The sequence below is a fragment of the Rhizobium sp. BK377 genome, from assembly GCF_014193935.1.
In the GTDB taxonomy this organism is placed as follows: domain Bacteria; phylum Pseudomonadota; class Alphaproteobacteria; order Rhizobiales; family Rhizobiaceae; genus Rhizobium.
Genome location: NZ_JACIAC010000006.1, coordinates 327,854 through 341,438 on the forward strand (window position 1 = coordinate 327,854; position 13,585 = coordinate 341,438).

13 protein-coding genes are annotated in these 13,585 nt (G+C 59.0%); 10 read left to right on the forward strand and 3 right to left on the reverse strand.

All coding sequences use genetic code 11. The features are described from left to right. Positions 1-2: 2 nt before the first annotated feature. From FHT92_RS23330 to FHT92_RS23340, 3 genes are all read right to left on the reverse strand, one after another. On the reverse strand, positions 3-917 hold the full coding sequence (locus tag FHT92_RS23330; RefSeq protein ID WP_183829754.1) for an NAD(P)-dependent oxidoreductase: 915 nt from the start codon (positions 915-917) through the stop codon (positions 3-5). Beyond that, positions 914-1,738: a glycosyltransferase gene (locus FHT92_RS23335; protein WP_183829757.1), complete on the reverse strand. Its 825-nt coding sequence runs from the start codon at positions 1,736-1,738 to the stop codon at positions 914-916. Before FHT92_RS23335 ends, FHT92_RS23330 begins: the two co-directional genes overlap by 4 nt. Positions 1,739-1,805: 67 nt before the next feature. Next, positions 1,806-3,026: an NAD-dependent epimerase/dehydratase family protein gene (locus tag FHT92_RS23340; protein WP_183829759.1), complete on the reverse strand. Its 1,221-nt coding sequence runs from the start codon at positions 3,024-3,026 to the stop codon at positions 1,806-1,808. Positions 3,027-3,144: 118 nt separating this feature from the next. On the opposite strand from FHT92_RS23340, the gene ybgC reads away from it, so the two are divergent. The 10 genes from ybgC (at position 3,145) to ftsH (ending at position 13,437) form a co-directional block, all read left to right on the forward strand. After that, positions 3,145-3,594, forward strand: a complete 450-nt coding sequence (ybgC, locus tag FHT92_RS23345; protein WP_183748871.1) for a tol-pal system-associated acyl-CoA thioesterase — start codon at positions 3,145-3,147, stop codon at positions 3,592-3,594. Between the two features lie 404 nt (positions 3,595-3,998). Further along, positions 3,999-4,718 (forward strand): protein TolQ, encoded by a 720-nt coding sequence (gene tolQ / locus FHT92_RS23350; protein ID WP_183748840.1) that lies wholly within the window; start codon positions 3,999-4,001, stop codon positions 4,716-4,718. A gap of 14 nt (positions 4,719-4,732) precedes the next feature. Continuing rightward, positions 4,733-5,188 carry a protein TolR gene (gene tolR / locus FHT92_RS23355; protein WP_007827059.1) on the forward strand — a complete coding sequence of 152 codons (456 nt, stop codon included), beginning with the start codon at positions 4,733-4,735 and terminating at the stop codon, positions 5,186-5,188. Between the two features lie 8 nt (positions 5,189-5,196). Next, positions 5,197-6,336, forward strand: coding sequence for a hypothetical protein (locus FHT92_RS23360; RefSeq protein ID WP_027692924.1), 1,140 nt, complete (start codon positions 5,197-5,199; stop codon positions 6,334-6,336). Beyond that, positions 6,337-6,774, forward strand: coding sequence for a hypothetical protein (locus FHT92_RS23365; RefSeq protein ID WP_183829762.1), 438 nt, complete (start codon positions 6,337-6,339; stop codon positions 6,772-6,774). Positions 6,775-6,794: 20 nt separating this feature from the next. Beyond that, positions 6,795-8,105, forward strand: a complete 1,311-nt coding sequence (gene tolB, locus FHT92_RS23370) for a Tol-Pal system beta propeller repeat protein TolB (RefSeq protein ID WP_183748842.1) — start codon at positions 6,795-6,797, stop codon at positions 8,103-8,105. 157 nt (positions 8,106-8,262) lie between these two features. Further along, entirely contained in the window at positions 8,263-8,793 is a 531-nt protein-coding gene (gene pal / locus FHT92_RS23375) for a peptidoglycan-associated lipoprotein Pal (protein ID WP_183748843.1), read from the forward strand. 162 nt (positions 8,794-8,955) lie between these two features. Then, positions 8,956-9,951, forward strand: coding sequence for a tol-pal system protein YbgF (ybgF, locus tag FHT92_RS23380; RefSeq protein ID WP_183748844.1), 996 nt, complete (start codon positions 8,956-8,958; stop codon positions 9,949-9,951). Positions 9,952-9,979: 28 nt separating this feature from the next. After that, the gene (tilS, locus tag FHT92_RS23385; protein WP_409527166.1) at positions 9,980-11,392 is read left to right on the forward strand and encodes a tRNA lysidine(34) synthetase TilS; all 1,413 of its coding nucleotides are present in this window, start codon (positions 9,980-9,982) and stop codon (positions 11,390-11,392) included. A gap of 113 nt (positions 11,393-11,505) precedes the next feature. Beyond that, positions 11,506-13,437 (forward strand): ATP-dependent zinc metalloprotease FtsH, encoded by a 1,932-nt coding sequence (gene ftsH / locus FHT92_RS23390; protein WP_183748845.1) that lies wholly within the window; start codon positions 11,506-11,508, stop codon positions 13,435-13,437. Positions 13,438-13,585: the final 148 nt, after the last annotated feature.

The window sequence follows — 13,585 nt, forward strand, 5'->3', positions numbered from 1 at the left end:
GATCAGACTTGCGTGGAACTGGGCCGCGAAACGGTTTGTTTCTCGGCCAATTGCCGCATCGTCTGCTCGAAAAGGGGTATGCCGCCGGGCTTCCAGCCGAGCGCGCGAATCTTGCCTGTGTTCATAGCGCAAAGCTCTGCCTTGTCCGCTGCTTCTGGCAGCGGGAAGGGACAGTCGGCGTGATGCCGCATCGACGAGAGGATATCCTTCGTATCGACGACGATATCCGAAACGTTGAAGATCTCGCCTGAGATTCGGGCGCTTTCTGTTTCCAGCATCAGCCGCACGGCGCGGCCGAGATCGCGACCATGTACCTCGGTTCCCGCATGTGAGGAAATGGGCTGGCCGCTCAGATAGTCATCGATCAGTCGATCCCATTTGTTTGGAGAACGGTCACCGTAAACGCCTGTTGCCCGTAAGCTTGCTCCGGCAAAGCCTGGTCCGGAAAGATGGGCGAGCGTGCGTTCCGCATCGAGCTTGACCTGTCCGTAAAGGGTTTCCGGCGTGGCGGGCATGGTTTCGAAAAGCTCGGTGCCAGGTGCATGCTCGCCATAGGTGGCGCGGCTGGAGATGAAGATGCAGCGGCGGGTACCGGCGCGCTTTGCTTCCTCGAAGAGTTTTACGGTGCCGTCGAGGTTCAGGCGGTGAAATGCCTTCGGGTCATCGCCTTCGCCGCCGCGATATTTTCCTTCGATGTGATTGAAGGCGGCGTGCACGAAGAAATAGGCGTCGTCGAAGGCGCCGATATCGTCCTTGTCCGGATCGAGCGAAAGCGGGACGAAATCGACCGGACGAGAGAAGGATCGGGGGAGCGGCGCACGCCGTCCGCCGATAATCACCTGATATCCGGCAGAAAGCAGCTCTTCGACGATATAGTGTCCGACGAGGCCCGTTCCGCCTGATACCAGTACTTTCATGCCGCCTCATCCGGATTGGCCAGAGATGCAATCTCCGGCACATGGCCGCCAGTATGGAAACAATGCCACAAATCGATCAAAGGTTGTAGCCTCGCGGCCTTGGGATGATTTTTTTCCCAAGGTTTTTCATATTGATAGTGCAGGATAGAAATGCTCTTCCAATCCCACAGAGCCGGCATGGTGAACCACACATATTGCAGCATGTTGAAATAGACCGGCAGGCCGTGCCAATCGGGGAAGAACGTCTCGAGGAAGGTCTGATCCGTGCGCCGCCAGAAGATGTCGGGCTGATCCAGAACCGCGAGCATCTTCCGGAAGGCCTCGTGCGAGGGGCGGGCGACGAAGACGCCGGAGTTCATGCGGCGGAAGTCTGCAAGGCTTTCATAGACATTCGGCGCCGCGGAGAATTCCGGATAGGCGAAGAGCTTGTCGACGTTCTTCAAGACGATCGCATCGGCATCGATGAAGACGCAGCGCTCATATTCGACGAGTTGCCAGAGGCGGAGCTTGCAGAAATTGTCGAGCGGCGAGTGAAAGGCCGGTTTGCGGCCCTTGGTGAAAGGTGCTGCGGAATGGAGATTGCCGCGCCCATGCCGCTCATTGAAAGCATCAGACAAAGGCAGATGGCCGACTTTGATCAGCCGGCAGCCGAGAGCGTCCAGTGGGGCGAGGGTGGCCGCGTCAACACCGCCGGTGTGCAGGATGACAATGGCCGCGTCCGTACCAGTGCGGCGCAGCGAGTTGACCAGTGCCGTCGCGCCCATGGCGTAATCAGCGTTGGTGACGAGAGTGACGTAGGCGAAGTGCGGGGCAGGGGTCATGGATGCGGTGTACTTTCCTGAACGGCCTCGCTTCGGCAAGGCCGTTGCCTCGAGAAGAAAGCACTACTCATGATACGGACTTCAGCCGCTTGCCTTCCGGGTCGTGATTGATCGTCGCGGCGATATCCTTGGTCCAGGCGGAGACGGCCGGGACGCGGGAGCGGTCGACACGGTAAGCGAATTTCTTGGCGACTTCGACGATTTCGTCGAGCAGGCCAGCCTGCAGCGTGATCGGGTTGAGGCCAAGGCCGAGGAACTTGTCGTTCCTGACGACCAGATCGTTTTCGGCAGCTTCCTTGCGCGGATTGGGCAGCCAGACGACTTCGGAACCGGCCATCTTGGCGATCATCTCCGCAAGATCGCGCACGCGGTGGGTTTCCGTCATCTGGTTGAAGATCTCGACGCGTGAGCCGCGGGCGGGGGGATTCTGAAGCGCCAGTTCGATGCAGCGAACGGAATCCTGGATGTGGATGAAGGCGCGCGTCTGCCCGCCGGTGCCGTGGACGGTCAGCGGATAGCCGATGGCGGCCTGAATGAGGAAACGGTTCAGCACCGTGCCGTAATCGCCGTCATAATCGAAGCGATTGATGAGCTGTGGATGGCGGCGCGTCTGTTCAGTATGCGTGCCCCACACAATGCCCTGATGCAGGTCGGTGATCCTGAGGCCGTCATTCTTGGCATAGAACTGGAAGAGCAACTGATCCAGGCACTTGGTCATGTGGTAGATCGAGCCGGGATTGGACGGATAGAGGATTTCCTGCGAGACAGTTTCGCCATCCATCGTCTCGATGCCGACAGGCAGGTAACCTTCCGGAATGGCGGCACCGACAGTCGAATAGCCATAGACGCCCATGGTTCCGAGGTGGATCAGATGCGCATCGAGCTGCAACTCGACCAATGCATTCAAGAGATTATGCGTGGCGCTGACGTTGTTGTTGACAGTGTAATTCTTGTGCCGGTCGCTTTTCATCGAATAGGGCGCGGCGCGCTGCTCGGCGAAATGGATGATCGCATCCGGACGGTTTTCCGCGAGCCACTTCTTCAGGAGCTCGTAGTCGCGGGCAAGGTCGATCAGATTGAAGTGGATGCGGCGGCCGGTTTCGGCATGCCAGATACGAGTGCGCTCCTGAATGGAGTCCATCGGCGTCAGCGACTGGACGCCGAGCTCGGTATCGATCCAGCGGCGGGAGAGATTGTCGAGGATGTGGATGTCATGCCCGGCATCGGAGAGATGCAGCGAGGTTGGCCAACCGATGAAACCGTCTCCGCCCATCACCGCAATCTTCATGCCACTGGCTCCTCATCGGTTGCGTCCTAACGGGGATAGTTAGGAAATATGACAATTGTTCAATGCTTGCCTGTCGAGACGTGTTGCGCCAAAGAGGGCGGAAAGTTTGGAGAAAATTATGGCGGAACACGGTTTTTCTATTTCCGGCGAACTCACCGAGATAGGCCACCGACTCGTGCAGCGGGTCTATTATGAAGATACGGATTTCTCCGGTCTGGTCTATCATGCACGCTATCTGCATTTCCTCGAACGTGGTCGCACCGACTATCTGCGCTGCCTCGGTGTCGAGCAGCGAGAGCTCGTCAATGCGGACGAGGAGGGACTCGTTTTCGTCGTTCATCGCATGGAGATCGACTTTAAAAGCCCGGCCCGCATGGACGACATTTTGACCGTGATCACACACACCGAAAAGGCCGGCGGCGCAAAGATGGTGCTCAACCAGGAAATCCGCCGCGACGATACTTTGCTGATCGCCGCCAAAGTGATCATCGCCGTGATCAACGCCAAGGGCAGGCCGCGCCGGTTGCCGGAGGCGCTGGCAAGGCAAATGCTCATTCCTGAAAGCTGAAAATAACCAGGCTAAAGCCTGCGCTTTCTGCGTCAAAGTGACGGAATCGAGGACTTGAAAAAACTTGAATTTTATGTGAAGGAATTGCCGCGCTGCAAGATGAGCGCTGTGTTCAGCAACCGGGCGATTCTCCGGTCAAGTTAATCCAGGAACAAAATCTCCCGCGACGTTCCCGCTGTCATAGTCTGGCACTAACGATCTATTAACCATAATAGTGTCTTACTCGCGGAGTCGGAGTTTGTGCGACGCACGCCTTCCTTTGACCAAATTTGACGGCAAGAAGGCGGAAGAAGAGCTGGGAAGCTTGACCAGGGCTTTGGACGGCGGCCGCCAGACATTCTTGCGTGATCACTTCGTGCCGCCCGGTCAAGCGCCGGGCGTTTGGATTCGGGGATTTTGGATCTATGGAACAAGTAGGATTGGCAGCAGCCACGACCGACGTTAGTCTCTGGTCGCTTTTCATGCAGGCCGGCATCGTCGTCAAGCTGGTCATGCTCGGCCTTATCGCCGCTTCGGTGTGGACCTGGGCTATCGTCATCGACAAATATCTAGCCTACGGACGCGCCCGTCGCCAGTTCGACAAGTTCGAGCAGGTCTTCTGGTCGGGCCAGTCGCTGGAAGAACTTTACCGGACGCTTTCCGAGCGCAACAATACCGGCCTTGCGGCGATCTTCGTCGCGGCGATGCGCGAGTGGAAGAAATCCTTCGAGCGCGGTGCGCGTTCGCCGATCGGTCTGCAGATGCGTATCGACCGCGCCATGGACGTCACACTCGCCCGTGAATCCGAATATCTCTCGGCCCGCCTTGGGTCGCTTGCGACGATCGGTTCGGCCGGTCCGTTCATCGGTCTCTTCGGTACGGTCGTCGGTATCATGACCTCGTTCCAGGCAATCGCCGGTTCGAAGTCTACCAACCTCGCGGTTGTCGCACCGGGTATCGCAGAAGCGCTTCTCGCGACCGCTATCGGCCTCGTCGCCGCTATTCCGGCGGTTATCGCCTACAACAAGTTCTCCGCCGACGCGGGCAAGCTCTCAGCTCGCATGGAAGGTTTTGCGGACGAATTCTCCGCCATCCTTTCGCGCCAGATCGACGAGAAGCTGCAGCCGCGCCAGGCTGCGCAGTAACGGAGTAGACGATCATGGGTATGGCTGTAGGCGGCAATAGCGGAGGGGGCGGCGGACGCCGCCGCCGCGGTGGCCGCAACAAGGGGGTTATCTCCGAAATCAACGTGACGCCGCTCGTCGACGTCATGCTCGTGCTGCTTATCATCTTCATGGTGGCGGCCCCGATGATGACGGTCGGTGTTCCGATCGATCTGCCGGAAACGCAGGCCAAGGCGCTGAATTCCGAGACGCAACCGATCACGATCTCGGTCAAGAACAGTGGCGAAGTCTATCTGCAGGAAACGCCGATCCCGGCTGAGGAAATTGCTGCAAAGCTCGAGGCGATCGCCACCACCGGTTACAACGAGCGCATCTTCGTGCGCGGCGATGCGACTGCGCCTTACGGCGTGATTGCTGACGTCATGGCCCGTATCCAGGGCGCGGGCTTCAAGAATATCGGCCTCGTGACGCAGCAGAAGAAGGACCAGTAACGCTCAAGATGAAGACCAGCGTCGTCACATCTGCGGTTCTGCACGGGCTGGTGCTTACCTGGGCGCTGGTGTCGCTGGGCGCTCCGGAATCTTTCAAGGTGGAGGATTTCGAGGCAATGCCGGTCGATCTCGTGCCGGTGGAATCCATCACGCAGATGCAGCAGGGCGATAAGAAGGCTCCAATGAAGGAGACCTCTGCGCCTGTGCCCACGACGCGGCCGCCAATCCCGGAGCCGTCGGAAAACGCCGGTGACAATAAGGTCGATCTGAAGACGCCGCCGGTTCCGAACGCCAAGCCGAGCAACAGCGACGCGGCCGCCGCCAATTCGAGCGACAAGCCCCAGCCGCAGATCGACCCGAAGCCGAACGACGTTAAGGAAGTCAACAAGGAAGAGACCGAGGTCGAGCAGCCGAAGCAAGTCGCTTCCATTCCCCAGACCAAGCCGGCAGAAATAACGCCGCCGCCGAAGCCTGAGGAAAAGCCGCCGGAAGAGCAGGCCAAGCCTGAGGAGCCGCCGAAGCCGGATGCGGAAGCACTGCCGGACAAGGTGCCGACCCCGGTCGTCAAGCCGCAGGTAAAGCCGCCGGAGCAGAAACCGGCCGAAAAACCACCGGAGAAGACCCCGGATCAGCCGAAGGCTGCGGAAGTGCCGACGGACAAGAAGAAGGCTGACAAAAAGCAGGAAGTGGCGAAATCCGCTTCGTCGATGAAGAGCGACTTCAACGCGGATGAGATTTCCGCACTGTTGAACAAGACGGATCCGTCTGCCGGCGGCACCAAGCGTTCGACGCAGGAAGCATCGCTGGGCGCGAAGAAGGCCACGAATGGCGCCTCGAAACTGTCGCTCAGTGAAATGGATGCGCTGAAAAGCGCGATCGCCGGCAACTGGTCGGTCATTCCCGGCATGGAGGGCATGGCTGACGTGCGCATCAAGGTTCATATGAAGCTTGATCAGGACGGCAATATCATTGGCGAGCCGGAAGTCGAAGCTACGGGTGGCGACAATGATTCCACCCGCCGAGCTCTCGCCGGCGGTGCCTATCGCGCCATCATGAAATCAGCGCCTTTCTCAAGTCTGCCGAAAGACAAATACGACGCCTGGAACGAGGTCGTCGTCAACTTTGATCCGAGCGATCTGGGAATCTAGATGCTGCACCGGCGATTCCATTTTGCGAAGTCTTTCGGGACCATGGCGATATTGGCGATTGCTTGCACGCTTTCTCCTAATGCGCGTGCTGAGACTGTCGTCCGCAAAGAAAGCGGTACGAAGGTGCCGATGATAAGCCGAGCGACCATGGACGCAATGAAACGCTCGGTCGCTGTCCGTTTCATACTCCCCGGTAACCTCAAGGATGCCGGCAGCGTCAAACTGCAATTTCGTGTGAAGCTCGGCAAAGACGGCAATATTTTGGGAACCCCCGAGGCTGACGCCAGCGGTGGTAGCGAGGCCACGCGTAAAACCATTAGGGACGCTGCGTTTCGTGCGATCGTCCGCGCGGCTCCTTTCACGATGCTCCCAAAAGATAAATACGATGGCTGGAAGGAAGTTATCTTTAACTTCGATGCCAGCGACCTGAACCCATAAATGCTGAAAGGCTGTTTGGTATGACAAAGTGTTCCTTCTTCCGCGCCATCATGGTCGCTGCCGGTCTGATGACCGCCGCTGCCTTCGCGACGCCGGCCAACGCACTTGTTGAGATCAACATCAATAAGGGTAACGTCCAGCCGCTGCCGATCGCGGTGACGGACTTCCTGCAGGGCAATATGGGTGCGCAGGTTTCACAGGTCATCGCGGCCGACCTGCAGCGGTCTGGACTGTTTGCGCCGATCAACAAGACAGCCTTCATCGAGAAGATTTCCAATCCGGACGCCTCGCCGCGCTTCGAGGATTGGAAGGTCATCAACGCTCAGGCACTAGTCACCGGCCGCGTCACCCAGGAGGCGGATGGCCGTCTTCGCGCCGAGTTCCGTCTGTGGGACACGTTCGCCGGTCAGCAGATGACGGGCCAGCAGTTCTACACGCAGCCGGAGAACTGGCGCCGTGTCGCGCATATCATCGCTGATGCGATTTATAAGCAGATCACCGGCGAAGAGGGCTATTTCGACACCCGCGTGGTCTTCGTGTCCGAATCCGGCACCAAGCAGCAGCGCAAGCGCCAGCTGGCGATCATGGATCAGGACGGTTTCAACGTGCGCATGCTGACTGACGGTAGCGACCTCGTTCTGACGCCGCGCTTCTCGCCGAACCGGCAGGAAGTGACCTACATGTCCTTCGCCAACCAGCAGCCGCGCGTCTATCTGCTGCAGCTGGAGACCGGACAGCGCGAAGTCGTCGGTAACTTCCCGGGCATGACCTTTTCGCCGCGCTTTTCTCCTGACGGCCAGAAGGTCATCATGAGCCTGCAGCAGGAAGGCAACTCGAACATTTACACGATGGACTTGCGTTCGCGCACGACGACCCGCCTGACTTCGACCGCGGCAATCGATACCTCGCCCTCCTATTCGCCTGACGGCAACCGCGTTGCCTTTGAAAGCGACCGCGGCGGACAGTCGCAGATCTATGTCATGAATGCCGATGGTTCGGGCCAGACCCGCATTTCCTTCGGCGATGGCCGCTACTCTACGCCGGTGTGGTCGCCGCGCGGCGATCTGATCGCCTTCACCAAGCAATCTGGCGGTAAGTTCTCGATCGGGGTCATGAAGCCGGATGGCTCGGGAGAGCGTATCCTGACGACCGGTTTCCACAACGAAGGCCCGACATGGGCGCCGAATGGCCGCGTCATCATGTTCTTCCGTCAGGCGGCCGGTGCCGGCGGTCCCCAGCTCTATTCGATCGATCTGACGGGTTATAACGAGCAGGCTATCAAGACGCCGGCCTATGGCTCGGACCCGGCCTGGTCGCCGCTGCTTGAGTAGTGGAGGGCCGAAATTCGCCTTCATGTCGCCGCAAAGTCCTGAAAATGGGCAAAGCAGGGACAAATCAGTAAATCGTTAACCATGATCTTTGAGGGCCGGTTAACCGAGTGCGGTTACTGTCCGGAAACCCTGATTGAAGTCGCAAGGAGACCCGGCCATGAGCCGAATTCACACCCCGGCAATGAGCCGTCTGCAGAATTTCGCCCGCAACCCCGTCATGATCGCGCTTGTCGCCGGCCTCGCTCTTGCGAGCTGCGCCAACAAAAAGAACGTGCCGAACAGTGCCGGTGATCTCGGCCTCGGCGCCGGTGCTGCAACGCCGGGTTCTGCTCAGGACTTCACGGTCAATGTCGGCGACCGCATCTTCTTCGATACCGACTCCACATCGATCCGCGCCGACGCTGCCCAGACACTCGACCGTCAGGCTCAGTGGCTCGGTCGTTACCCGAACTACCAGATCACTGTCGAAGGCCATGCCGACGAACGCGGCACCCGCGAATACAACCTTGCTCTCGGCGCCCGCCGCGCTGCGGCCACCAAGGATTATCTGGCTTCGCGCGGCGTTCCGGCCCAGCGTATGAAGACGATCTCCTACGGCAAGGAACGTCCGGTCGCCGTCTGCGACGATATCTCATGCTGGTCGCAGAACCGCCGTGCGGTCACCGTTCTCGGCGGCGCAGGCATGTAATTTTCGGCGAAAGCCGGAATTTGACAGGGCGGCTCGCTTGCGGGCCGCCTTTCTTTTTGACCACACTTTGGCCAGACTCCGTTGCTTTTTGACAGCAATTGGAAAAATCTCCTGTTCGTGCCATCGGGGCGCGAAGAATCACTGGGACAGGACGATACAAAAATGAAGAAACTAGTCGTGGCAGGCATGCTGTGCCTTGCGGCCGTGACCGGGAGCGAGCGAGCGGCTTATTCCGCTTCGTTCTTCGGCTTGCACATCGGCGGCCAATCCGTGCAACAGGCCCAGCCGGCAGCGCCGGTTGTCAACGTGCAGAGCAGCGGAGCGGAAGTCCGCATCCAGCAGATGGAAGACCAGATGCGGCAGTTGAACGGCCGTATCGAGGAAATGAGCTATCAGCTTCTCCAGATGCAGGAGACGATCCGCAAGCAGCAGGAAGACAATGAATTCCGCTTCCAGCAGCTTGAAAAGACGGGCGGCGGTGCCAGCGGTGGCGGTGCCAAGGCGCCAGTGAAGAAGAGCGAAGCCGACGTCGCTCCGCCGGCATCCGGTGGTGGCGACGATATCGCCAAGGTTATCCAAGCCCCACAGGGAGCCGAAACGGCTCCCTCCACCGATGTGCCGGCCAATGAAGGTCTCGGTCAGCCGCCGCGCGAGCTCGGCTCCATCGATTTTGACCAGAACGGCAATCCCGTTGGCAATACGATGAACAAGAATGCCACGGTTGGTTCTGCGCCGCTGCCGAATGCGACAGCACCGCAACAGACGGCCTCACTCGGTAGTGAATCCGATCAGTACAGGGCAGCGTATGGCCATGTGCTTTCCGGTGACTACGCCACGGCGGAGCAGGAATTCACGCAGTACATCTCCCGTTATCCCAACAGCTCGCGTGTAGCGGATGCCAATTTCTGGCTTGGGGAAGCGCTTTATTCGCAGGGCAAGTTCAACGAATCAGCCAAGACCTTCCTGAACGCCCATCAGAAATATGGTACGTCCGAAAAGGCACCCGAGATGCTGCTGAAGCTCGGCATGTCGCTTGCCGCACTCGATAATACCGACACCGCCTGCGCGACCTTGCGCGAAGTCAGCAAGCGCTATCCGAAGGCCTCCCGTGCGGTCATAAATAAAGTTGCGAGCGAACAGAAGCGTCTCGCCTGCTGAGGTCTCCGGCTTGTTTCCGGAAGGTCCGATGTCTCCTGAAGCGGCAATCGGCCGTTTCCTCGCTTCGCTGAAGACGCCTGCGCGCATTCTTGTCGCGATTTCGGGCGGAAGCGATTCCACCGGCCTGCTCCTGCTGCTCCTCGAAGCGCTGAAGGCTGCTCCCGATCTTTCCATTTCCCTTTGCGCCGCAACCGTCGACCATGCTTTGCGCGACGGATCTGCAGATGAGGCCCATCAGGTCGCTGCTCTCTGCACATCGAAAGACATTTCGCACCGGACAATGGTCTGGCAGGACGAGAAACCGAAAACCGGGATCATGGCAGCTGCGCGCGAGGCGCGTTACCGACTTCTTGCCGAGGCGGCAGAAGCGTTCGACGCAAATCTCATCGTCACAGGACATACGCTCGATGATCAGGGTGAAACGCTGCAGATGCGCGGGATGCGGTCGGAGCAAATCTCAACCGGTATAGCGGATGCGATGCTTTTCGACCGGCGTTTCTGGGTCCTGCGGCCGCTTCTTTTCTCCGCCCGGGCAGATATCCGCGGTTTCCTAAGCGCGCGCGGCATGTCCTGGATCGACGATCCAAGCAATGAGGATGTGAAATACGAGCGCGTGCGGACGCGGCGGCAGCTTTCCGCCGATGCGAAGCCGGAGACAAATATAACTGGAATCTGGGATGAACGACTGGCTCTTTCTTCCGATGGGGCAGAATGGCTCGATTGTTATTTCAGGCTTCATGGCGGTCTGCTCGGTCAGGTAATCCCTGACGGGCTGAGGCAGGATCGCACGGTCGTTGATTACGCGCTCGGCCGCCTGACGGCGGTTTTCGGAGGACAGCCGTTTGGGCCGGGGAGGGCTCAGATGGAGCAGCTTCTTGCATTCTCAGCTGGTGGCAAGCCGGGACGAATGAGCGTCGGCAGGGTAGTATTCGATCTGCGGCGTGACGGGCTTTATCTGGCGCGCGAGACCAGGGGGATCTGGCCCCTGGTGCTGCCGCCGGGGAGCACCAGGATCTGGGACGGCAGGTTCGAGGTCAGAAACAGGTCGGAAGCAAACATTGGGGTCGAGGCAGCAGCTGCCGGGGCACCTTCGTTCCTGTACTCGCCAGAGAAAACCATTATTTTCGGGTCCGCAGAAGGCGTTTCATACTCTGTTCAGTCAATTAGGCCGTCGACGCGCAGTGGGTGGCCTCCTTTGCCGAGCACGGAGCATTTTGCGCACCTGCCCAGGGCGGCATGGAAGCGCGCTGTTGCTTCGGCGCCGGCCTTATACGCCGAGAAAGGCACTTTATCCCCGAAATCCGGCCGATCCGTTGATTTGGCGGCCTATTTCGCACCCTTCGACCGCTTTTTGACACGATTTGATTTCACCTTTGCCAATAGGCTTTCGGCAGTTTTCTCAAAGGCGCCCTATGCGGAGCCACCTTTTAAGAAGTATTGACGGAAAAACGATCTGACCTAGTGGATTGCCTTGGCAATGGCGTAGCGCAACCCTATGTTAGAGACCAAATATGACGGTCGCCATGAGGCGACTGTCCAGTGCTGGGGAGTTCAATGAACCCTAACTTACGTAATTTCGCCTTGTGGGCGATCATCGCGCTTCTGCTGATCGCCCTCTTCAGTATGTTCCAGACGGCTCCGGCGCAGACGGGTTCGCGTGAAATCCCTTATTCGCAGTTCCTGCGTGAGGTCGATGCGAACCGCGTGAAGGATGTCGTGGTCACCGGTAACAGGCTGACCGGCACATATCTGGAGAACAACAATACCTTCCAGACCTATTCGCCCGTGATCGACGACAATCTGCTCGATCGCCTGCAATCCAAGAATGTCGCTGTCACCGCGCGCCCGGAAACCGACGGTTCCTCCGGCTTCCTGAGCTATCTCGGAACGCTGCTGCCGATGCTTTTGATCCTCGGCGTCTGGTTGTTCTTCATGCGCCAGATGCAGGGGGGCTCGCGCGGCGCAATGGGCTTTGGCAAGTCAAAGGCCAAACTCCTGACCGAGGCGCACGGCCGTGTGACCTTTGACGACGTCGCCGGCGTTGATGAAGCCAAGCAGGACCTGGAAGAAATTGTCGAATTCCTGCGTGACCCGCAGAAGTTCCAGCGCCTCGGCGGCAAGATCCCGCGCGGCGTGCTGCTCGTCGGTCCTCCGGGCACCGGTAAGACGCTACTTGCCCGCTCGGTTGCCGGCGAAGCCAACGTGCCATTCTTCACGATTTCCGGTTCGGACTTCGTCGAAATGTTCGTCGGTGTCGGTGCAAGCCGCGTCCGCGACATGTTCGAGCAGGCCAAGAAGAATGCGCCCTGCATCATCTTCATCGACGAAATCGACGCCGTCGGCCGCCATCGTGGCGCCGGTCTCGGCGGCGGCAACGATGAACGCGAACAGACGCTGAACCAGCTGCTCGTCGAGATGGACGGTTTCGAAGCCAATGAAGGCATCATCCTGATCGCTGCGACCAACCGTCCCGACGTTCTCGATCCGGCGCTGCTGCGTCCGGGCCGTTTCGACCGCCAGGTCGTCGTTCCGAACCCTGATATCGTCGGCCGCGAACGCATCCTGAAGGTTCATGCCCGCAACGTTCCGCTGGCACCTAATGTCGATCTCAAGGTTCTGGCCCGCGGTACCCCCGGCTTCTCGGGTGCCGACCTGATGAACCTCGTCAACGAAGCTGCCCTCATGGCCGCCCGCCGCAACAAGCGTGTCGTCACCATGCAGGAATTCGAAGACGCCAAGGACAAGATCATGATGGGCGCTGAGCGCCGCTCTTCGGCCATGACCGAAGCGGAAAAGAAGCTCACGGCCTATCACGAAGCCGGTCACGCCATCACCGCGTTGAATGTCGCCGTCGCCGATCCGCTGCACAAGGCAACGATCATTCCGCGTGGCCGTGCGCTCGGCATGGTCATGCAGCTTCCCGAGGGCGATCGCTACTCGATGAGCTACAAGTGGATGATCTCGCGCCTCTGCATCATGATGGGTGGCCGCGTTGCAGAAGAACTGACTTTCGGCAAGGAGAACATCACATCGGGTGCGTCCTCCGACATCGAGCAGGCCACCAAGCTTGCCCGTGCGATGGTCACCCAGTGGGGTTTTTCCGACGAGCTCGGCCAGGTTGCTTATGGCGAAAACCAGCAGGAGGTCTTCCTCGGTCATTCGGTTTCGCAGTCGAAGAACGTCTCCGAAGCGACCGCTCAGAAGATCGACAACGAAGTGCGCCGCCTGATCGACCAGGCCTATCAGCAGGCCAGGGACATCCTGACGGAAAAGCATGATGAGTTCGTAGCACTTGCCGAAGGGCTGCTCGAATACGAAACGCTGACGGGTGAAGAGATTAAGGCGCTGATTCGTGGCGAGAAGCCTGCACGCGATCTTGGTGATGATTCGCCTCCGAGCCGTGGCTCGGCTGTTCCAAAGGCCGGTGCGCGCCCTGCTTCCAAGGGTGATGAACCCGAGGGCGGGCTGGAACCTCAGCCTCACTGAAAGTGAACAGGAATTTGCCTGAAAGGGCCGGATTTCCACAGGGAATCCGGCCCTTTTAATATTAGTAACAGGATATAATCGGTTTTCTTGGTAATTTACGTGCCGGTTACGCGGTTTTGTGGCATTCCGCTGAGTAAGAACAAGGCTG

Bases quoted from the DNA above. Each gene is read 5' to 3' on its own strand.
- FHT92_RS23330 (WP_183829754.1), bottom strand. From the start codon at position 917: ATGAAAGTACTGGTATCAGGCGGAACGGGCCTCGTCGGACACTATATC.
- FHT92_RS23335 (WP_183829757.1), bottom strand. From the start codon at position 1,738: ATGACCCCTGCCCCGCACTTCGCCTACGTCACTCTCGTCACCAACGCT.
- FHT92_RS23340 (WP_183829759.1), bottom strand. From the start codon at position 3,026: ATGAAGATTGCGGTGATGGGCGGAGACGGTTTCATCGGTTGGCCAACC.
- ybgC (WP_183748871.1), top strand. From the start codon at position 3,145: ATGGCGGAACACGGTTTTTCTATTTCCGGCGAACTCACCGAGATAGGC.
- tolQ (WP_183748840.1), top strand. From the start codon at position 3,999: ATGGAACAAGTAGGATTGGCAGCAGCCACGACCGACGTTAGTCTCTGG.
- tolR (WP_007827059.1), top strand. From the start codon at position 4,733: ATGGGTATGGCTGTAGGCGGCAATAGCGGAGGGGGCGGCGGACGCCGC.
- FHT92_RS23360 (WP_027692924.1), top strand. From the start codon at position 5,197: ATGAAGACCAGCGTCGTCACATCTGCGGTTCTGCACGGGCTGGTGCTT.
- FHT92_RS23365 (WP_183829762.1), top strand. From the start codon at position 6,337: ATGCTGCACCGGCGATTCCATTTTGCGAAGTCTTTCGGGACCATGGCG.
- tolB (WP_183748842.1), top strand. From the start codon at position 6,795: ATGACAAAGTGTTCCTTCTTCCGCGCCATCATGGTCGCTGCCGGTCTG.
- pal (WP_183748843.1), top strand. From the start codon at position 8,263: ATGAGCCGAATTCACACCCCGGCAATGAGCCGTCTGCAGAATTTCGCC.
- ybgF (WP_183748844.1), top strand. From the start codon at position 8,956: ATGAAGAAACTAGTCGTGGCAGGCATGCTGTGCCTTGCGGCCGTGACC.
- tilS (WP_409527166.1), top strand. From the start codon at position 9,980: ATGTCTCCTGAAGCGGCAATCGGCCGTTTCCTCGCTTCGCTGAAGACG.
- ftsH (WP_183748845.1), top strand. From the start codon at position 11,506: ATGAACCCTAACTTACGTAATTTCGCCTTGTGGGCGATCATCGCGCTT.